We start from the raw sequence: 19,353 nt of genomic DNA, 5'->3' as shown, positions 1-19,353 counted from the left end.
GGCGCGTCGCGACGGACGTCACGCTCGATCGGGTGCTGAGCTGTCCCCGCGGTGGCTCCGTGGTGACTCCTGCAGATCCAGTTGACTACGAGTGAATGATGCGTTCCCTCCGTGGATGCCGCAACACGGCCCGTGTAAACAACTCCGACACCCTGACTACGCTGGGCACACGTGCTGAGTGGTGTGGCGACCCGGGTCCCGGCGCCCGTCCTGTTCGTGACCGGGGCCGTGTCGATGTACGTGGGCGCGGCGCTCGCGGTCGCGCTCTTCGACCGGTTGCCGCCCACCGCCGTGGCCGTGTTGCGCCTGCTCGGGGCGGCTGCGGTGCTGCTGGCCTGGCGCAGGCCTGCGCGCTCCGCGTGGCGGGGGCGCGGGTTCTGGCGGGCGTCGGCGTTCGGGCTGGCCACGGCGCTGATGAACATCGCGTTCTACGAGGCGATCGCCCGGCTGCCGCTCGGCACGGCGGTGGCGATCGAGTTCTGCGGGCCGGTGGCCGTGGCGGCGGTGGCGTCGCGCCGGCCGCGGGACGTCGCGGCGGTGCTGTTCGCGGCGGTCGGGGTGCTGCTCATCGCGGATGTCCGCTGGTCGGGCAGCCCGTCCGGGGTGCTGTGGGCGCTCGGGGCGGCCACGATGTGGGCCGCGTACATCGTGCTCGGCAAGCGGGTGGCGTCCGGTGGCAACGGCCTGGACGACATGACCGTCGGGTTCGTCGTGGCGGCCGTCGTGCTGTCGCCGTTGCTGGTCGTGGGCGGGCCGGGCGCGCTGGGCGGGCTGGCGGACCCCGTGGTGCTCGTGCTCGCGGTGGGCGTCGGGGTGCTGTCGAGCGTGGTGCCGTACGTGCTGGACCAGGTGGTGCTGCGCCGGCTGGGGCAGGCGCGGTTCGCGGTGCTGCTGGCCCTGCTGCCGGCCACGGCCACGGTGGTCGGCCTGATCGGGCTGGCGCAGGTGCCGACGGTGCTGGAGTTCCTCGGGATCGCCGCCGTGGTTGCCGCGGTGTCGCTGCGGTCCCGGGACGGCGACACGCCGGAGACGGTGGGCCGAACGGGAGGCTGACCACTCTGCGTAGCGGACGGCGTGTTCACGCATCGTCATGCGATTCCGCCTGATCGAGTGACGGCCGGGCGGTCGGGTGAAATCCCGGGGCCGCGTCGGCGGGTCGGACGGGGGCGGCTCCGGGCTGCTGTGGAAAGACGCCCGAAAGGGTGGCGCCGACAACAAATACCCGCTGCCGAGACCCAAATGTGACCACCTGTGGGCTCCTGTAACGATCCAGTGTGCTTGGCGCCACCTGTCTCGGGGACATACGTTGTCGCTCACAACATTCCCCGCAGCTGTGGAAGGACGACCATGCGCATCAGGAGAACCGCGCTCGCGGCCGCAGGGCTGGGCCTCGCCCTCGTACTCGCGGCCTGCGGGCAGAACGTTGCCGCCCCGGAGGCGCCCGCGGAGAGCGAGGCGCCCACGGGCGGGGTCAAGGTCGGGGTGATCCTTCCCGAGACCGAGAGCTCCGCCCGCTGGGAGGGCTTCGACAAGCCCCTCCTCGAGGAGGCGATGCGGGCCGAGGGTCTCGACGCGGACATCCAGAACGCCCTCGGCGACGAGCAGAAGTTCTCCACGCTCGCCGACAGCATGCTGGCCAGTGGCGTCAAGGTGCTCGTGATCGCGTCGATCAGCAGCGAGTCGGGCTCGGCCGTGGCGGCCAAGGCCAAGGCCCAGGGCATCCCGACCATCGACTACGACCGGCTCAACCTCGGCGGCTCGAGCGACTACTACGTCTCGTTCGACAACGAGAAGGTCGGCGAGCTGCAGGGGCAGGGCCTCGTGCAGGCGCTCGACGCCTCGGGCAAGGCCAACCCGGCGATCATCGAGATCGAGGGTGCGCCCACCGACAACAACGCCACGCTCTTCTACAACGGCCAGCAGCGCGTGCTCAAGCCGAAGTACGACTCCGGCCAGTACCGGCTCGTGCAGAGCCAGCAGATCGAGGACTGGGACAACCAGATCGGCGGCACGACCTTCGAGCAGATCCTCACCGCCAACGGCGGGCAGGTCGACGGCGTCGTCGCCGCCAACGACGGTCTCGCGGGCGCCATCATCACCGTGCTCGCGAAGTACGGCCTCAACGGCCAGGTGCCGGTGACCGGCCAGGACGCCACCCCGGACGGCCTGCAGGCCATCCTGCGCGGCGACCAGTACATGACGGTCTACAAGCCGATCAAGCAGGAGGCCGAGGCGGCCGCCAAGCTCGCCGCCGCGCTGGCGAAGGGCGACACCGCCGCCGCCGACGCGCTGGCCACCCAGTCGGTGAACGACCCGAAGGGCAACCGCGACGTCAAGTCCGTTCTCCTCGAACCGCAGCTGATCACGCGGGAGAACGTCAAGGTCGTGGTCGACGACGGCGCCGTGCCGGCGTCCGACATCTGCGTCGCGGACACCACCGCGGCGTGCCAGGAGCTGGGGATCAGCACCAGCTGAGCGTCGACCGTCGTGAGTGGATACGGGTGCTACAGCACCCGTATCCACTCACGGGTACCGGAGGTACACCACCATGAGTGAGCCCATCCTGCAGCTGCGCGGGGTGAACAAGAGCTTCGGCGCCGTGCAGGTCCTGCACGACGTCGATTTCGACGTGCGTGCCGGTGAGGTCACCGCGCTCGTCGGCGACAACGGTGCGGGCAAGTCCACGCTGGTCAAGTGCGTGGCGGGCATCCACCCCATCGACGGCGGGGAGATCCGCTTCGCCGGGGAGCCGGTGGCGATCCACAGCCCCACCGACGCCGCCCGGCTGGGCATCGAGGTCGTCTACCAGGACCTGGCCCTGGCCGACAACCTCGACATCGTGCAGAACATGTTCCTCGGCCGGGAGCGCGGCAAGCCGTGGCTGCTCGACGAGGCCGACATGGAGCAGGCGGCGCGGCGCACGCTCGCCTCGCTGTCGGTGCGCACCGTCACGTCGGTGCGGATGCCGGTGGCTGCGCTGTCCGGCGGTCAGCGCCAGACGGTGGCGATCGCGAAGGCCGTGCTGTGGGACTCGAAGGTCGTGCTCCTCGACGAGCCGACCGCGGCGCTGGGCGTCGCACAGACCCGGCAGGTGCTCGACCTCGTGCGCAGGCTCGCCGAGCAGGGCCTCGGCGTGGTGCTGATCAGCCACAACATGGCCGACGTGTTCGAGGTGGCCGACCGCATCGCCACGCTCTACCTCGGCCGCATGGTCGCGCAGGTGCCCACCAAGGACGTCACGCACGGCCAGGTCGTCGAACTGATCACCGCGGGCCGGTCGGGTGACCTCGGCCTGCAGCGCCCCGAGAGCGTGGCCGTCTGATGGCATCGGAGAAGATCCGCACGGGAGAGGTCGAGGCGGATATGACGCGCACGGAGGAGACCCCGGTGGAGAAGACGGCCGGTGCCGCGCCCACCGGGGCGGCGGAACGGGCGGCGCCTGCGTCGTCGCGTGCCGCGGACTTCGGCATCGACACCACGGCCCGCACCACCGGCGAGGCCATCCAGGCGTACCTGCGCAACCTGCGCAACGGCGACCTCGGCGCGCTGCCCGCGCTGCTCGGGCTCGCGGCGCTGTTCGTGCTGTTCACCGTGCTCGACACGAGCGGCACGTTCCCGAGCCTGCTCAACCTGGCCAACCTGCTGCAGCAGGGCGCGGGGCAGACGATCATCGCGATCGGCCTCGTGTTCGTGCTGCTGACCGGCGAGATCGACCTCGCAGCCGGCACCGCGTCCGGGCTCGCGGCGGCGGTGATGGCGCTGCACCTGGTGAGCTCCGGCAACCTGCTCGGCGGCATGGGCACCACGGTGTTCGTGCTGTTCCTCGTGGTCGTGCTGATCGCGGTGGCGGCCGCGCTGATGCTGCGCATCTGGTTCGGCGCGGTGCTGTCGGCGGTGGCGGGCTTGCTGATGCTGATCGGGTTCCCGCCCAACCCCTGGCTGGAGATGCTGCTGGCGGTGTGCGTGGGTGTGGTGATCGGCTGCCTCACCGGGTTCCTGGTGGCGAAGCTCGGGATGCCGTCGTTCGTGGTGACGCTGGCGCTGTTCATCGCGTGGCAGGGTGTGATCCTGCAGCTCATCGGTGACGGCGGCACGCTCGGCCTGCGCGACCCCGTGATCATCGCGGTGGCCAACGGCAACCTGTCCACGCTCGGCAGCTGGGTCCTGTTCCTGGTCGCCGCGGGCGGCTACGCGGCGGTGCTGCTGAACCGGCAGCGGTCGCGGCGCAAGCTCGGCCTGGTGGCGCAGCCGACCGGCCTCGTGCTGCTGAAGGTCGGTGCCGTGGTGGTGCTCGCCGCCGTGGCCACGTTCCTGCTCACGCTCGACCGCTCGCCGGGCACCACGCCGATCGCGGGTGTGCCGTACGTGGTGCCCGTCGTGCTCGCCCTGCTGGTGGCGGGCACGTACCTGCTCGACCGCACCCGCTTCGGCCGCCACGTGTACGCGGTCGGCGGCAATCGGGAGGCAGCCCGCCGGGCCGGCATCGACGTCACGCGCGTGCGGGCCACGGTGTTCGTGATCGGGTCGGCCTGCGCGGCGATCGGCGCGATCGTCTACTCGTCCAAGGTGGGCTCGGTGTCCCCGGCCGCGGGTGGTGGCAACACGCTGCTGTTCGCCGTGGGCGCTGCGGTCATCGGTGGCACGTCGCTCTTCGGCGGGCGCGGGCGCGTCAGCAACGCCGTGATCGGTGGTGCGGTGCTCGCCACCGTGAACAACGGGCTCGGCCTGCTCGGCCAGCCCGCCTCGGTGGTGTTCCTCGTCAACGGGGTCGTCCTCCTGCTCGCCGCGGGGGTCGACGTGCTGTCGCGGCGGCGATCGGCGGTCGCCGGCAGGTGAGTCGCACGTGGGGCGGTGACGGCGGCGGCGGGGCGTCCGCCGTCACGGCAGGTGCCCGGCCCGACGAGGCCCGCAGGCACAACCGCGCCGCCCTGCTCCGGCGCCTGCACGTCGCCGGGCCGTGCACGCGTGCCACGCTCGCCTCCGAGCTGGGGCTCAACCGCAGCACGATCAAGGCGGTGGTGGACGGGCTCGCCGAGGCAGGGGTGGTCACCGAGGCCGTGCCCGCGCGGCGCAACGGGGCGGGCAGGCCGTCGCTGATGGTGCTGCCCGAGCCGGAGGCGGCCGTCGTGCTCGCGATCGACGTGCGCGTGGAGCAGGTCGCGATGGCGATGGTCGGCATCGGCGGGCAGGTGCTCGGCCGGCACAGCTGGAACCTGCACCACCGCACCCGCACCCCCGGCGAGGTGATCACGCACATCGCGGAGTCGGCGCAGCTGCTCGCCGACGAGCTCGCCGTGACCGCCCGCGGCGCGGCCGTCTCCGTGCCCGGCGTCGTGCGGCGCGAGGACGGGCTGGTGCACGAGGCGCCCAACCTGGGCTGGCGCGACGTCGCGCTCGGCACCCGGCTGGGCGCCGTGCTGCGGATCCCCGTGCAGGTGGCCAACGACGCCGAGCTGGGCGCGCTCGCGGAGCACGTGCGCGGCGAGGCGCACGACGTCGACGACCTCGTGTACATCTCCGCCGACCGCGGCGTCGGCGGCGGCGTGATCGCCGCCGGCCGGCCGCTGCGGGGCACCCGCGGGTACGTCGGCGAGATCGGCCACCTCGTGGTCCGCCCCGGCGGCCGCGACTGCTACTGCGGCAACCAGGGCTGCTGGGAGACCGAGGTGGGGGAGGCCGCGCTGTGCCGGGCGCTCGGGCTGCCCGAGGACACTCCGCGCGGCGTCGTGGTGGCGGAGCTGCGCTCCCTCGCGGACGCACCCTTCCCCGGCCCCCTCGACGAGTTCGCCGAGTGGCTGGCGATCGGCCTCGTCACGGTCGTCAACGTGACGGCCCCGGACCTGGTGGTCCTCGGCGACCTGTTCACCGCGCTCCCGCCCGCGGTGGTCGACCACGTCCGGACGCAGGTGCACCAGCGCAGCCTCGTGAGCCGCGCGGTGGGCGGCACCCGCATCGAGACCAGCCCGCTCGGCCGCGACGCCAAGCTCGTGGGGGCGGCGGAGCTGGCGTTCGAGCCGGTGCTGGGAGCGGTGTAGACGTCGACGCGGTCCTCGGCGGTGTGGGCCGGTCCGGCGGGCGTGATCACGGCTTCGGCGCATTATCGGGCGAAATCGACCCGGGAATGCGCCAACTCCCCGATCATGGGCGGGTGACGGCCCGGATTGCGTTCCGCGGACCTCGGCCTCGAGTCGCCGCCGCGGTGACCACGTTAGGCCTGGGGCCCCCGGTGGCGCCGCGCATCGTGCGGGGCCGCTCCTCACGCCTCAAGGGCGCCTTCGGCGTCGCTGCGCGGACCCTTGACCCGTGAGCCTCTGCGGCCCTCCCGGGCATCCGCGTGGGCAGGCCGGGGCCTGCCCGGGTGGGCGCGCGGCGCCACCTCCGGCCGGTTCCGCGGTCATGATCAGGGGTTTGGCACATTCTCGGGCGTTTTCGACACGGGAATGCGCCAACTCTCTGATCATGGGCCAAATTGGCGGCCCGGGGGCGTCGATCAAGGGGAAATGGTCGCTAGATGATCTCTGGGAGCGACCATTTGCCCTTGATCGCCGTGAGATCCGCCGTGTGGCCCTGATCGCCGTGCGGCCAGTCGCCGCCAGGAGGCCCAGGAAAGAAACCATGATCGTTTCTCCGGCGCAAAACCCGACGCGAGGCGTCGGAAAACGCGCCAGACCGGCGATCATGAGCGGCGTCGCCCCGGGTCAGCCCCTGTTCTCCACCACGTCGGACTCCTTGTTGCCGCGCACGTCGTTGGCGCCGGCCGCGGTGACGGGTTCGCCGGTGGACATCACGCCGTCGCGGTTGTCGGTGATCGTGTTGTCGGCGACGTCGATCGCGCCGCTGGTGTCGACGTAGAGCCCGTAGCGGGCGTTGTCGGCGATGATGTTGCCGCGCACCGCGGTGTCGGCGGACTCGCTGACCACGCGCACGCCGTCCTGCTGGTTGCCGCGCAGCTGGTTGCCCTGCACGACGTTGCCCTCCGCCAGCTGCGTGATGCCGACGCCGGACTCCTTGTTGTCGTACACCCGGTTGTCGCGCAGGGTGTTGTCGCCGGACTCGTTGATGTTGATGCCCTGGGATGCGTTGTCGAACGTCTCGTTGCCTTCGACGAGGTTCCGGTCCGACCGCAGGTACAGCACGATCCCGTGGTGGGCGTTGCGGTAGACGACGTTGTCGCGGATGACGCTGTCGACGCAGTCCTCGGCGAGGATGATCCCGTGCTTGCCGTTGTCGTGCACGACGTTGCGCTCGATGTGCAGGTCGCGGGAGCCGGTGTGGGGGTCGATCCCGTACAGGACGTTGTCGCGGAACTCGTTGTCGAGCACGGACAGCCCGCTCACCTCGTAGGTGTAGAGGCCGTAGTAGAGGTGCGACACGATGCTGTCGGTGATCGACCCGCCGGTGCCTGCCGTGCGCCAGGACAGGCCGTAGGACTCGACGTCGCCGTGGCCCAGGTAGTGCAGCTCGGAGTGCGTGATCGTCATCTGGGCGCCGTCGCGGGCGAGCAGGAAGCTGCGCCCGTCGTCGTAGCCGGTGTCGGCGCTGCCCTGCGCCTCGTCCCACGAGGTGACGCAGGTGCCGGTGACGTCGAGCGTGCCGCCGAGCGCCTCGAGGGACACGAAGCGGCCGGGGGCGCTGGCGAGCTTGAGCCAGCGGACCTCGGGCGCGCTGATCTGCAGTGCCGCCCCGCCGCGCACGACGAGGTCGGCGCCGAGCTGCCACTCGCCCGGGGCCACCTCCTGCAGCGCGGCCGGGTCGCCCACCGCGGCGGCGAGCGCGGGCAGCGTGACGCCGGTGCCTGCGACGAGGTCGATCACGCCCTGTGCGGGGTCGTAGCGGGCGTCGAGGCCCGCCGGTTCGGCCTGCGCCGGGGCGTCGGCCGCCGGGGCCTCCCGCACGCACGGCTGCGCGGGGTCCGAGGCCGCGGGTGCCGCGACGTCGCGACGTTCCAGCGGTGGCGGGGTGGGCGCGCCGCACCCCGCGAGGAGTACGGCCGCCACCACGCCGGTGACGAGCGCCGCCAGCGTGTGGCGTGCGCGGTTCGCGGTCATGATGCCTCCGCCGGGAGCCGCGGGGTGCGACGCCGGGTGATCCGGCCGAGCCGCCGCTGCCGGTAGGTGTGCAGCTCCTCGAGCACCACCGCGAGCACGATCAGCGGGATGCCGATGGCGCCGAGCAGGTTGAGCGGGGGGAGGCTGAGGTCGTTGGTGCCTTGCTGGGTGATCAGGCCGCGCACCGACTCGAGGGCGTGGACGTTGGAGTCGACGAGGGTGAACGGGCTGCCCTCGGCGCTGTTGACGCCCAGCTCGGTGGTGTCGACGGTGACGCCGGACGCGTAGACCATCTCGGGGGAGCGGGAGCGGATCCCCTCCCGGGCCGCGGTGACCGTCGAGTTGGTGATCGTGGCGCCCGCCGCGAGGTCGAAGCCGGTGCCGCCGCCGCTGATCTCCGCGCCCGTGATGCGGGCGTCCGGGGTGAAGCTGCGCACGGCGTCGGACTCGACGTCGGCGACGGTGAGGCCGGTGACGACGAGGCCCGACGTGCCGGCCGCGGTGACGAGGCCGTCGCGCCCGCCCTCGACGGCGAGGCCGGTGAGCCGGATGTCGTGGGCGCCGCGGTCGACGCGCACGGCCGAGCGGGAGTCGGCCACGTGGACGTCGTTGAGGGCGATGTCGTTGCCGTTGACGGCCACGCCGGCCACCCGGGCGCCGGTGAACGTCGAGTTCTTCGCCTCGAGCCCGCTGGTGCTCTTCTCGACGACCAGGCCGCGCGCGCCGCCCGTGGTGCGCAGCCCGTCGAGCACGATCCCGGTGCTGTGGACGTGGGTGAACACGCCCATGCGCTGGTCGGTGGCCGTGTAGCCGCTGACCGTGAGGTTCGTCGAGCGGGAGATCCGCAGCCCGCCCGCGTCGTCGGCCATGGTGTCGACGCCGGTCACCTGGGTGCCGTTCTCACCGACCACGGCGACGCCGAAGGCGCCGTTGGCGTTGGTGCTGATGCCGGTGATCGGGCGGCCGCCGCTCTCCCCGGACACGAGCACGCCGTTGGCGCCGTTGCCGGTGGCCCGGATGCCGCTCATCGTGGTGCCCCGGTCGCCCGCGAGCACGAGGCCGTCCTCGGCGGAGTCGGAGACCGTGAGCTGCTCGATGTGCACGCCGTCGGAGTGCGACAGCTCGACGCCGGTGCTGGCGCGCGCGACGGTGGTGCGCACGAGCGAGCCGGTGCTGCCGGTGTGGAACTCGATGGCGGCGGTGCCGCGGTCGCCCTCGTCGCCGGGGGCGCCGTCGCTCACGGCACCGAGGTCGTTGACGGTGACGTCGGCGACCTCGAGCCGGCCACCGCCCGACGCCACGATCGCGGGGCGGCCCTTGGCGGTGGCGGGCAATGGTTGCCCGGTCCCGGGGTCGACGGAGGTGACCGTGAGGCCAACCAGGTCGACCCGGCCACCACCGGTGTGGATCGACGCGGCGTCGGCGGGTGAGTCGCCGCCCGCCAGCTGCAGGGTCTGCAGGGAGCTGCCGGACCCGCCCAGCTGCAGGGAGACGCCGCTGGTCAGCACCAGGGTGGCGTCGAGGGTGGCGGTGCCGCCGCTGACGGTCAGCCAGCGCGAGGGGAGCGCCCGGCTGAGCGTGGCGATGCCCACGGTGCCGCCCGCGTGCCCGACCTGGCGGGTGACCCGGCCGTCGGTGACCACGTCGATGCGGTAGTCGCGCAGGACCGCCATTCGGTGCGGGCGCCCGCGCGACTCCCACGAGCGGCGCACCGACGCCGCGGTGTCCGGGGTGACCACCTGGGTGGGCGCGACCGCCGCCGTCTGCTGGGCGACCGCCGGGACGGCCGGGGTGGCGGCGACCGCCGTGCCCGCCGTGAGCCCGAGGCCCACGGCGGTGGTGATGCCCGCAGCGAGGATCCTCACCGTCCACCGTCTGCTGGTGGCACCGGTGCTCATGCCGCGGCCCTCCTGAGGGGGATGACGTTGTCGTGGTCGTCGTGGTCGCGGTTGTCGTCGTCGTGGCGGCCGATGTCGGCGCCGGCGCCGGCGGTGCGCACGACCTCGCCGTTCTCCACCGCGACCTGGCGGGTGAGCCAGGCCTGCTTGCGGATGGTGACCAGCGCGGTGATCTTGATGATGGCCATCAGCCAGGAGACGACGACGTAGCCCAGCACGAAGAAGAAGCTGGAGGGCCGGCGCCGGATGTGCGGTGCCAGCTTGGCCGCGCGGCTGACCTGCCACCACAGCAGCAGCACGCCCGCGAGGATCCAGTTCTGCGTGACGAGGGCGTAGCCCATCGCGATCGGCCCGAGCAGCAGCGTGAACGAGCTGACACCCTTGTCGATCATCGTGTAGGCGAGGAACGGGTGGCGCCACACCCACGGCTTGGACAGCGCACGCATGTCCGAGCGCCAGGTGTTGCGGGCCCAGCGCAGCCGCTGGCGGAAGAACGTGCGCCAGCGGTCCGGGAACGTGGACCACACCTCCGCGGTGCGCTGCATGTAGGTGAGGTGGCCGCGCTCCAGCACGAGCGTGGTGAGCCGCTTGTCGTCGCCGGACAGCGACTGCACGCCCCAGAACGTCTCGTTCATGAAGTCGTCCTCGATGTCCAGCAGCAGCTCCCGCCGGTAGACGGCGGTGCGACCGGAGAGGCACGAGACGGCCTTGCCGAGCAGCGACTGCGCGGCGTTCTCGTCGAAGTAGCGGTGGTCGAGGAACATGTCGGTGATCCGGGCGAGGAAGCCCCGCGATCCGTACACCGACTGCCGGGTGCCGACGCCGCCGATGCGGGGGTCGGCGAACGGCTTGGCGACCTCGACGGCGACGTCGTCGGCCCAGATCGTGTCGGAGTCGACGAGGGCCACGAGCTCGGTGCGCGCGGCCCGCCAGCCGCGGCGCAGGGCGTCGCGTTTGCCGGGTACGTCGGTGATCAGCACGGTGACCGGGTACCGGGCCGCCACGTCCTGGCAGGTGGTGTCGGAGGCGTCGATGACAAGGATGACCTCTTCGACGTCGTTGGCCAGCCAGGACTCGATGGCCGTCGCCAGGATCTCCGGGTCCTCCTGGTACACCGGCACCACGATCGACAGCGGCAGCCGGTGCTCGTTGATCACGGGCTTGTAGAGCACCGCGGGGATGCGGCGCACGAGCCAGGTGCCCCAGCGGATCAGGCCGAGCACCCCGAGCGGGGTGCCCAGCACGTAGTAGTAGATCGGGAGGTTCATGCCGACTCGCGCTGCCCCGTGGTGGTGGCGGCCATGCTCTGCTCGCGCAGGTCACCGGCGTCGGCGTGGGCTGCGGTCTCGACCTCGTGGTCGACGATGGCGGCGAGCCGGTCGTTGACCTCGACCACGGCCGACAGCAGCGGCATGTCCACGCCGACGGTGTCGGCGAAGCCGAGGAAGCCCTGGGTGTCCTTGGGCAGGCAGACCCCGCCGTAGGGGGCGCCGCCGCGGATGCCGTACTCGGGGTTGATCGAGCCCTCGGCCGAGCGCGCCACGGTGGCGGCGATCGGGTCGAGGTCGAGGCCCAGCTGCTGGGCGACGAGCCACATCTCGTTCCAGAAGCTGATCTTGGTGGCGTTGTAGATGTTGTGCGCGCTCTTGATGAACTCGGCCTCGGCCGGGTTCGAGAAGGTGCGCAGCTCGCCGCCGAAGGGGGCGAGCACCGCGCGCAGCCGCTCGACGTTCTGCGGGTCGCGGCTGGCGATGATGGTCATCCACGGGTTGGCGAAGTCCTCGGCCGCGGAGACCGCGCGCAGGAACTCGGGGTTCGAGGCCAGCCCGAAGCCCTCGTCGGCCTTCATCCCGGAGTGCTCCTCCAGGGTGTTCTTGACCAGGCCCTCGGTGGTGCCCGGGGGAACGGTGGAGCGCACGACCACCACGTGGCGGGCCGCAGAGCCGGCGAGGGCCTCGCCCACGGACGCGGTGCCCGCGCTGAACGCGGACAGGTCGTAGCGGTGGCCGTCGTTCGGCGTGGGCAGCGTCAGGAAGATCAGCGACTCGGGTTCGTCGGCCAGGTCGATGGTGGTGCGCGCGTCCCACCCGCGGTCGCGCAGCTCCCGCACGCGGACCTCGGAGATGTCGACGAACGTGACGTCGTGGCCTGCCTTCAGGAAACCCTCACCCGTCGCGGCACCGACGACCCCGGAACCGACGATGAAAATCCTGGTCTTCACGAAATTCTTCCCCCTCTTGACGGGCGATCCGAGGGAAGGAAAGGTCACCTCGGATCCGGTGTTCGGAAACGGACGGCCGGACGCCGTCGTCCGAAGATCAGCTCGTGTTCGGTCGTCGCCGACCGGGCACGCGGGCATGCCCGAGCACCCCGTGGGCGGCGGGTGCTCGAGTGCATCCGTGCAGGTCGTGCCGATCGTCGGTGCGGCCGGTGCCAGCCCCCGCTGAAGTCGTCCGGTGTTGCGCCCCCGCCGGACGGCTCCCGTCTCCGGGAGTCGAGATCGGTCGTCTCTCTACCGCTGACCGGCTGATCGCCGGTGGAACCCGTTACGCGATCAACACTATCTCAACGGGCCCTGAGATCGTCTCAGATTCGGGGTCGCCCCGCGTCCGGAGGCCCGTTGTCGATTTCGTGTCCTCGCAGGTCACGGTGTTGTCGACAACCGGAGGATCACGCGCGATACCCGAGGTGGGCGATTGTGACAAGGGGCACTGCAGGAATAAGCGCGCCTGCGTGACTCGGCCGCACGCGGGTAGCCCTGCGGCGACGGGGAGGTGCCATGGGCGTTCCGGATTGGCTCGCGGCCGCCGCGACGCCGGGTGACCTGGTGGCGGCGCGCACGCAGATGGGCTTCTCCCTGGGGTGGCACATCGTGATCGCGTGCTTCGGCGTGGGCATGCCCGGCCTCGCGGTCTTCGCGGAGTGGCGGGGGCTGCGGACCGGCGATCCGGCGTGGGAGGGCCTCGCCCGCACCTGGGCGCGCTCCATGGGCGTGCTGTTCGCGGTCGGTGCGGTGTCGGGCACGATCCTCAGCTTCGAGATGGGGCTGCTGTGGCCCGGCTTGATGGGCACCTTCGGCGACGTGATCGGGCTGCCCTTCGCGTTGGAGGGGTTCGCCTTCTTCATCGAGGCGATCTTCCTGGGCATCTGGCTGTACGCGTGGGACCGGCTGCCGCCGCGCATCCACGTGCTCACCGGCGTCCCGGTTCTGGTCGCGGGGGTGGCGTCGGCCTTCTTCGTCGTCACGGCGAACGCGTGGATGAACCAGCCGCGGGGTTTCGACCTCGTCGACGGCCGGGTGACCGGTGTGCGGCCGTGGGAGGCGATGTTCAACCCCGCGACGCCCCCGCAGACCGTCCACATGATCGTCGCGGCGTTCATGGTCACCGGGTTCGGCGTGGCCTCGGTGTACGCCGTCGGGCTGCTGCGGGGGCGGCGGGACCGCCACCACCGGCTCGGGTTCCTCGTCCCGTTCACCGTGGCGGCCGTGCTCGCCCCCGTGCAGGTCGTGGTCGGCGACTGGGCGGCGGGCTTCCTCGCCGAGTACCAGCCGCTCAAGCTCGCCGCGATCGAGGGGATCGCCCGGAGCACCGCCGGTGCGTCGCTCTCGCTCGGCGGCGTCTTCGTCGACGGCGAGCTGCGCTACGCGCTGGAGATCCCGAACGCGCTCTCGCTGCTGGCGCACTGGGACCCGGACGCCGTGGTGCTCGGCCTCGACCAGGCCCCGCCGCACCTGCGCCCGCCGGTCAACGTCGTGCACTGGAGCTTCCAGATCATGGTCGGGATCGGGTTCGCGCTGGTCGCCCTCGGCGCGTGGCTCGCGTGGACCTGGTGGCGACGGCGCGACCTGCCCCGCTCGCCCTGGTTCCTGCGCGCGGCCGTGCTCGCCGGGCCGGCCGCCGCGCTCGCCCTCGAGGCCGGGTGGGTGGTCACCGAGGTCGGCCGCCAGCCGTGGGTCGTCTACGGCGTGCTGCTCACCCGGGACGCGGTCAACCCGCATCCCGGGCTCGTGGCCGGTCTGGTGACGGTGCTGGCCGTCTACGTGGTGCTGACCGTCGCGACGGTGGCGGTGCTGCGGCGGCTGGCCCGCCGCGGCCCGGTGGCGCCGCAGGAGCGGGCGGGTGCGCGGTGACCGCCGCCGACGCGCTGCTCGCGATCCTCTGGATCGGGCTCACCCTGTACGCGCTGCTCGGCGGCGCCGACTTCGGGGCCGGCCTGTGGGACCTGCTCGCGGGCGGCACCGAGCGCGGGCGGCCGCAGCGCGAGCTGATCGAGCACTCGATCGGCCCGGTCTGGGAGGCCAACCACGTGTGGCTGATCTTCGTGATCACGCTCTTCTGGACGGCGTTCCCGGCCGCGTTCGCCCCGTTCGCCGCCACCCTCTACATCCCGCTCACCCTCGCGGCGCTGGGCATCATCGCGCGGGGAGCGGCCTTCGCCTTCCGCAAGGCGAGCGAGGAGCTCGCGCTGCAGCGCCTCTACGGCGCCGCGTTCGCCTTCTCCTCGGTGGTCACGCCGTTCTTCCTCGGCACCGTCGTCGGCGCCGTCGCGTCCGGGCGCGTACCGGCGCGGATCGGTGCGGGCGACATCATCAGCAGCTGGTGGAACCCCACGTCCGCCACCGCGGGCGTGCTCGCCGTCGGGACCACCGCGTACCTCGCCGCCGTATTCCTCTGCGCCGACGCCCGGCGGGCCGGGCGGGACCAGCTCGCGGAGGGATTCCGCAGGCGGGCGCTCGGCACCGGTGTGCTCGTCGGCATCGCGACGATCGCCGCGCTGCTGGTCGTCCGCGCGGACGCACCCGGTCTCCTCGCCGGGCTCACGGGCCGCGCGCTCCCGGTCGCCGTGGTCAGCGTGCTCGCCGGCGTCGCGTCGCTCGGGCTGCTGGTCGCCCGCCGCTACGTGCTCGTCCGCCTGACCGCGGCGCTGGCCGTCACCGCGGTCCTGTGGGGCTGGGGTGTCGCGCAGTACCCGATCATGCTGCCCGGGCTGACGGTCGCCGCGGCGGCGGGCGACCCCGCGGTGCTCTCGACGGTGCTGTGGGTCCTCGGGGCGGGCGCCCTGCTCCTGGTGCCCTCGTTGCTGTTCCTGTTCACCGTGTTCCAGCGAGAACAGGCGTTCCAGCGGGAACGGGCGGTGCGCTGAGCGGTTCCCCCGGCGGAAGGCGGGGAACGACATCACCGTGCCCGGTCTGCGCCAGCTCGTCTCCGCGACGTTCGCGGGCGTCGCGCGGTGGCGCTCCGCGCCCGCGCTGCACTCCCGCGGAGCCCTGTTCGACGCCCGCGTCGCGCTGACCGAGCGGGACTCCGTGCTCGCGAACGCGCTCGGCGGCACCGGCGAGCGGCCCGCGCTCGTGCGGCTGTCGAAGGGCGCCGGGACGCCGGGCGGCCTGCCCGACCTGCTCGGCGTCGCCGTGCGCACCGAGATCGGCGGCCACGTGCTCGACGTGCTCTTCACCAGTGGCAACCGGGTGCTCGTCCCGTCGCACGGGTGGACGCGGCGCCCGTACACGACGCTCATGCCGTACGCGGCCGCGGGCACCAGGGTGGTGCTCGGCCTCGAGCCGGAGGACCGGCTGGCGACCTCGGGCGCCGACCCCGCCACCGTCGCCGCGCCGATGGCCTTCACCCTGACCGAGCGGGAGCACGGCGTCACCCGTGCCGTCGGGCGGCTCGTGCTCGAGGCGCCGCACGAGGGCGGTCCGGTGGCGTTCGACCCCGTCCACAACACCCACCCGCAGCTGGTCCCGTCCCCGCCGCTGCGCAGGCTGCGGGCGTGGGCCTACACCGGCTCGCGCCGCGGTCGCGGGGTCGGGGCGCGGGAACTCGGCCGCGGGCCGGGGTGAGCGGGGCCGCCCCACGACGTATCCTCGTGCCGACCCACGGGAGCCTCGCGTTCCGAGGCTGAGAGGGCGGCAGGACCGGCCGCTGACCGTTCGCACCTGACCCGGTTAGTACCGGCGTAGGGAGGAACTCGTGGCACCCGTACGCGTCCCCCGGATCCTGGCCGCCCTCGGCGCGGTGCTGGCTCTGCTGCTGGCCGGCTGCGGCGGCGGCAGCGGGTCGGAGACGGTCCGCGTCGCCCTCGACTGGACGCCCAACACCAACCACACCGGGCTCTTCGTGGCCCAGCAGGAGGGCTGGTTCGAGGAAGCAGGCCTCGACGTCCAGCTCCTGCCGTACAACAACACCTCGCCCGACACACTCGTGTCCTCCGGCGCCGCCGAGTTCGGCGTCAGCTTCCAGGACTCCTTCACGTTCTCGAAGGCGGCGGGCGCCGACATCACCTCCGTCATGGCCGTGCTGCAGCACTGGGCCACGCAGATCGCGGTGCGGGCCGACCGGGCCGACATCACCTCGCCCCGCGACCTCGACGGCACGACCTACGGCGGGTTCGGCGCCGCCTACGAGGAGCCGAAGATGCGCGCCGTCATCCAGGCCGACGGCGGCAGGGGCGAGTTCGACACGGTCGTGCTCGGCACCGCCGCCTACGAGGCGCTCTACGCGGGCGAGGTCGACTTCACCGAGCCGTTCGTGGCCTGGGAGGGCATCGAGGCGGAGCTGCGCGGGCAGCCGCTCAAGACGTTCTCCTACACCGACTACGGCTTCCCGGACGCCTACAACGTGCTGCTGATCGGGAACTCGCCCTGGCTGGCCGAGCACCCCGACCTCGCGGCGAAGTTCGTGCAGGCGGCCCAGCGGGGCTACCAGCTCGCGGCCGACGACCCGGACCGCGCCGCCCAGCTGCTCATGGATGCCAACCCCGGAGCGTTCACCGAGCCGGAGCTCGTGACGCGCAGCCAGGAGATGCTCGCCGAGCGGTTCCTGCGCGACGAGAACGGCCGCGTGGGCACGCAGACGGCACAGATGTGGGCGGGCTACTCGGGGTGGGTGTTCGACTCCGGCGTGCTCGTCGGGCCGGACGGCGGCCCGCTCACCGAGCGTCCCGACTTCACCACCTGGTTCACCGATGACTACCTCGCACCGCCGGCCTGACGGCGGCACCGCCGAAACGGGGATCTCACCGCGACGCCACGGGGGACTCGCCCCGGTGGAACGCGGGACTCGGGCGGTCGGGACGGGAGACTCGCGGGTGTGGGGGCGGGCGGTGCCGCCGCTGGTGCTCGTGGCGGCGGGGCTCGTGGCGTGGCAGTGGTACGTCACCGCGGCCGACGTGCGGCCGCAGGTGCTGCCCTCGCCGCTGCGGGTGCTGGAGCAGGGCTGGGCGTTCCGCGACCAGATCTGGGCCCACACCGTGCCCACGCTGCAGGTCACCGCAGTCGGGTTCGCGGTGTCGCTGGCGCTGGGCTGGGCGATCGCCATCGCGGTGGACTTCTCTCCGTGGCTGCGCCGCGCCCTCACGCCCCTGCTCGTGGCCTCGCAGACGCTGCCGATCATCGCGATCGCCCCGCTGCTGATCATCTGGTTCGGGTTCGGCCTGTTCCCGAAGGTCGTGGTGATCGCCCTCGTGACCTTCTTCCCGATCACGGTCGGGCTGATCGAGGGGTTCGCCGCCACCGACCGGCAGGCCACCAACCTCCTGCGCAGCATGGGCGCCACGCGCTGGCAGCAGTTCCGCTACGTGCGGCTGCCCGGCGCCATGCCCCGGTTCTTCACGGCGCTGCGCATCGGCATCACCTACGCCGTCACCGGCGCGATCTTCGCCGAGTACGTCGGGGCCACGGCCGGGCTGGGGATCTTCATGAGCCTGCAGAAGAACTCCTTCCGCACCGACCTCGTGCTCGCCGCCGTGCTGGTCACGGCTCTGCTGTCGGTGACGCTGTTCCTGCTGACCTACGCCGTGGAGCGGCTCGTGATCCCCTGGTGGCGCCGTGGCTGACCGCAAGCTCGCCGTCGACGGCCTGCACAAGGCGTTCCCCGGTCCCCTCCCCGTGCTGGACGGGGTGGAGTTCGACGTGGCGCCGGGGGAGTTCGTCTCGGTGATCGGGCCGAGCGGCTGCGGGAAGTCCACGCTGTTCAACGCGATCGCCGGGTTGGAGCTCCCGGACGCGGGGCGCGTGCTGGTGGACGGCGACGACGCCACCGGGCGCGTCGACCACGTCGCCTACATGCCCCAGCGCGACCTGCTCTTCCCGTGGCGCACGGTGCTCGACAACACCACGCTCGGCCTCGAGGTGGCCGGCATGTCGCGGCGCGCGGCCCGGGAACGGGCCCGCCCGCTGTTCGCGCCGTTCGGCCTGGAGGGCTTCGAGTCGGCACGGCCGCACGAGCTCTCGGGCGGGATGCGCCAGCGGGCCGCGCTGCTGCGCACCGTCGTGCAGGACCGCGCCGTGCTGCTGCTCGACGAACCGTTCGGCGCGCTCGACTCCCTCACCCGCACCGACATGCAGAGCTGGCTGGAGGAGGTCAGGGCCCGCTTCGGCTGGACCGTCCTGCTGATCACGCACGACATCCGCGAGGCGGCGTTCCTGTCCGACCGCGTGCTGGTGCTCGGCCCGCGCCCGACCCGCGTGCGGCGGGAGGTGGTGGTGGACCTGCCCCGCCCGCGTCAGGTCGAGCTGATCACCTCGACGCGGTTCGCGGAGGTCGAGTCGGAGCTGCTCGCCGCGCTGCGCGGCGCACCGTCCTGAAGGACGGCCGACAGCTCGTCGTGCAGCGCGACCGTGTCGGGGTGGTTCGCGCCGAGCAGCGCCGACGCGTCCTCGAAGGCCTGCCGGAACAGCACGACGGCCTCGTCGGCGCGGTCGAGCGCGGCGAGGCAGCCCGCGGCGTTCGCCCGCAGCGCGATCGTGTGCTGGTGACGCGCGCCGTGCGCCTGCTCCGCGTCGTGCAGCGCGACCTCGAGCAGCGTGAGGGCCGCCAGGACGTCCCCGGAAGCGGCCCGCGCCAGCGCCATCCCCATGCGGGAGACGAGGGTGTCCGGGTGGGTGGGCCCGAGCACCCGGCGGCGCTCCGCCGTGACGCGCGTGGACAGCTCCACCGCATCGCTCGCCTGCCCCGCCAGACGGTAGGCCGAGGCCAGCGCGTCGGCCGCGGTGAGCGTGCGCGGGTCGTCGTCGCCGAACACGCGCACCCGGTCGGCGAGGTTCGCGGCCATCAGCTCCAGGCCGCGCCGCTCCCCGGCGGCCACGCACGCCGCGGCGAGGTTGCCCGCCACCGTGAGCGTGTGCGGGTGGTCGCCGCCGAACGTGCCGATGCACCCCTCGTAGGCGTCCTCGAACCGGGGGATCGCCTCGGCCACCCGGCCGGCCGCGAAGTAGCTGACGCCGTCGGCGTTGCGCTCGGCGAGGGCGGCGGCATCCTCCCGCCGGTCCCGCTGGCGGGCCGATCCACGATCGCGTCCCTCGCGGGACCACCACGCCATTGCCGACCCCTTCCCCCGAACGGTGGGGCCAGACGCTACCGATGCCCGCTGCGGGCCCCGAAGCGGGTCCCGCATTCGGGACG

16 protein-coding genes and 1 riboswitch are annotated in these 19,353 nt (G+C 72.7%); of the genes, 11 read left to right on the top strand and 5 right to left on the bottom strand.

What is annotated here, in order from left to right:
• Positions 1-234: 234 nt before the first annotated feature.
• From ACFPL3_RS18930 to ACFPL3_RS18910, 5 genes are all read left to right on the top strand, one after another.
• Positions 235-1,053 (top strand): EamA family transporter, encoded by an 819-nt coding sequence (locus tag ACFPL3_RS18930; protein WP_343940771.1) that lies wholly within the window; start codon positions 235-237, stop codon positions 1,051-1,053.
• A 294-nt stretch (positions 1,054-1,347) separates the two neighbouring features.
• On the top strand, positions 1,348-2,475 hold the full coding sequence (locus ACFPL3_RS18925; RefSeq protein WP_343940750.1) for a sugar ABC transporter substrate-binding protein: 1,128 nt from the start codon (positions 1,348-1,350) through the stop codon (positions 2,473-2,475).
• A 73-nt stretch (positions 2,476-2,548) separates the two neighbouring features.
• Positions 2,549-3,322: an ATP-binding cassette domain-containing protein gene (locus ACFPL3_RS18920; RefSeq protein ID WP_343940749.1), complete on the top strand. Its 774-nt coding sequence runs from the start codon at positions 2,549-2,551 to the stop codon at positions 3,320-3,322.
• Positions 3,322-4,836, top strand: coding sequence for a sugar ABC transporter permease (locus ACFPL3_RS18915; protein WP_379589421.1), 1,515 nt, complete (start codon positions 3,322-3,324; stop codon positions 4,834-4,836). The genes ACFPL3_RS18920 and ACFPL3_RS18915 overlap by 1 nt, the downstream gene beginning before the upstream one ends.
• Positions 4,833-6,035, top strand: a complete 1,203-nt coding sequence (locus tag ACFPL3_RS18910) for an ROK family protein (protein ID WP_343940748.1) — start codon at positions 4,833-4,835, stop codon at positions 6,033-6,035. Before ACFPL3_RS18915 ends, ACFPL3_RS18910 begins: the two co-directional genes overlap by 4 nt.
• Before the next feature lie 663 nt (positions 6,036-6,698).
• Here ACFPL3_RS18910 and ACFPL3_RS18905 read toward each other — a convergent pair.
• Genes ACFPL3_RS18905 through ACFPL3_RS18890 form a run of 4 tightly spaced genes read right to left on the bottom strand, consistent with a single transcriptional unit; the run spans position 6,699 to position 12,167 of the window.
• Positions 6,699-8,048, bottom strand: a complete 1,350-nt coding sequence (locus tag ACFPL3_RS18905; protein WP_343940747.1) for a right-handed parallel beta-helix repeat-containing protein — start codon at positions 8,046-8,048, stop codon at positions 6,699-6,701.
• Positions 8,045-9,913 (bottom strand): right-handed parallel beta-helix repeat-containing protein, encoded by a 1,869-nt coding sequence (locus ACFPL3_RS18900; protein ID WP_343940746.1) that lies wholly within the window; start codon positions 9,911-9,913, stop codon positions 8,045-8,047. The genes ACFPL3_RS18905 and ACFPL3_RS18900 overlap by 4 nt, the downstream gene beginning before the upstream one ends.
• A gap of 29 nt (positions 9,914-9,942) precedes the next feature.
• Positions 9,943-11,214 (bottom strand): glycosyltransferase, encoded by a 1,272-nt coding sequence (locus ACFPL3_RS18895; protein WP_343940745.1) that lies wholly within the window; start codon positions 11,212-11,214, stop codon positions 9,943-9,945.
• Entirely contained in the window at positions 11,211-12,167 is a 957-nt protein-coding gene (locus ACFPL3_RS18890) for a 2-dehydropantoate 2-reductase N-terminal domain-containing protein (RefSeq protein ID WP_343940744.1), read from the bottom strand. Before ACFPL3_RS18890 ends, ACFPL3_RS18895 begins: the two co-directional genes overlap by 4 nt.
• A gap of 558 nt (positions 12,168-12,725) precedes the next feature.
• Here ACFPL3_RS18890 and ACFPL3_RS18885 point away from each other — a divergent pair.
• The 6 genes from ACFPL3_RS18885 to ACFPL3_RS18860 all read left to right on the top strand — a co-directional run bounded on the left by ACFPL3_RS18885 (position 12,726) and on the right by ACFPL3_RS18860 (position 18,536).
• Complete coding sequence (locus tag ACFPL3_RS18885) at positions 12,726-14,078, top strand: cytochrome ubiquinol oxidase subunit I (RefSeq protein WP_343940743.1); 1,353 nt, start codon at positions 12,726-12,728, stop codon at positions 14,076-14,078.
• On the top strand, positions 14,075-15,091 hold the full coding sequence (locus tag ACFPL3_RS18880) for a cytochrome d ubiquinol oxidase subunit II (RefSeq protein WP_343940742.1): 1,017 nt from the start codon (positions 14,075-14,077) through the stop codon (positions 15,089-15,091). Before ACFPL3_RS18885 ends, ACFPL3_RS18880 begins: the two co-directional genes overlap by 4 nt.
• Positions 15,092-15,128: 37 nt before the next feature.
• Positions 15,129-15,791, top strand: a complete 663-nt coding sequence (locus tag ACFPL3_RS18875) for a hypothetical protein (RefSeq protein ID WP_343940741.1) — start codon at positions 15,129-15,131, stop codon at positions 15,789-15,791.
• Positions 15,792-15,817: 26 nt separating this feature from the next.
• Positions 15,818-15,931: riboswitch (TPP riboswitch) on the top strand.
• Entirely contained in the window at positions 15,922-16,941 is a 1,020-nt protein-coding gene (locus tag ACFPL3_RS18870; protein ID WP_343940740.1) for an ABC transporter substrate-binding protein, read from the top strand. Its footprint overlaps the riboswitch before it by 10 nt.
• 97 nt (positions 16,942-17,038) lie before the next feature.
• Entirely contained in the window at positions 17,039-17,785 is a 747-nt protein-coding gene (locus tag ACFPL3_RS18865; protein ID WP_343940739.1) for an ABC transporter permease, read from the top strand.
• Complete coding sequence (locus tag ACFPL3_RS18860; RefSeq protein ID WP_343940738.1) at positions 17,778-18,536, top strand: ABC transporter ATP-binding protein; 759 nt, start codon at positions 17,778-17,780, stop codon at positions 18,534-18,536. The genes ACFPL3_RS18865 and ACFPL3_RS18860 overlap by 8 nt, the downstream gene beginning before the upstream one ends.
• Here the strand turns inward: ACFPL3_RS18860 and ACFPL3_RS18855 are convergent.
• Complete coding sequence (locus tag ACFPL3_RS18855; protein ID WP_343940737.1) at positions 18,455-19,270, bottom strand: tetratricopeptide repeat protein; 816 nt, start codon at positions 19,268-19,270, stop codon at positions 18,455-18,457. The genes ACFPL3_RS18860 and ACFPL3_RS18855 overlap by 82 nt on opposite strands.
• Positions 19,271-19,353 lie beyond the last annotated feature (83 nt).

Source organism: Pseudonocardia zijingensis (assembly GCF_042657305.1).
GTDB lineage: Bacteria > Actinomycetota > Actinomycetes > Mycobacteriales > Pseudonocardiaceae > Pseudonocardia > Pseudonocardia zijingensis.
The sequence above is the reverse complement of the archived record's forward strand: the minus strand, read 5'-3'. Positions and strand labels throughout refer to the sequence as shown.

Coding starts and splice junctions, on each gene's coding strand:
- ACFPL3_RS18930 (WP_343940771.1), top strand. CDS start 235: ATGTACGTGGGCGCGGCGCTCGCGGTCGCGCTCTTCGACCGGTTGCCG.
- ACFPL3_RS18925 (WP_343940750.1), top strand. CDS start 1,348: ATGCGCATCAGGAGAACCGCGCTCGCGGCCGCAGGGCTGGGCCTCGCC.
- ACFPL3_RS18920 (WP_343940749.1), top strand. CDS start 2,549: ATGAGTGAGCCCATCCTGCAGCTGCGCGGGGTGAACAAGAGCTTCGGC.
- ACFPL3_RS18915 (WP_379589421.1), top strand. CDS start 3,322: ATGGCATCGGAGAAGATCCGCACGGGAGAGGTCGAGGCGGATATGACG.
- ACFPL3_RS18905 (WP_343940747.1), bottom strand. CDS start 8,048: ATGACCGCGAACCGCGCACGCCACACGCTGGCGGCGCTCGTCACCGGC.
- ACFPL3_RS18895 (WP_343940745.1), bottom strand. CDS start 11,214: ATGAACCTCCCGATCTACTACTACGTGCTGGGCACCCCGCTCGGGGTG.
- ACFPL3_RS18885 (WP_343940743.1), top strand. CDS start 12,726: ATGGGCGTTCCGGATTGGCTCGCGGCCGCCGCGACGCCGGGTGACCTG.
- ACFPL3_RS18855 (WP_343940737.1), bottom strand. CDS start 19,270: ATGGCGTGGTGGTCCCGCGAGGGACGCGATCGTGGATCGGCCCGCCAG.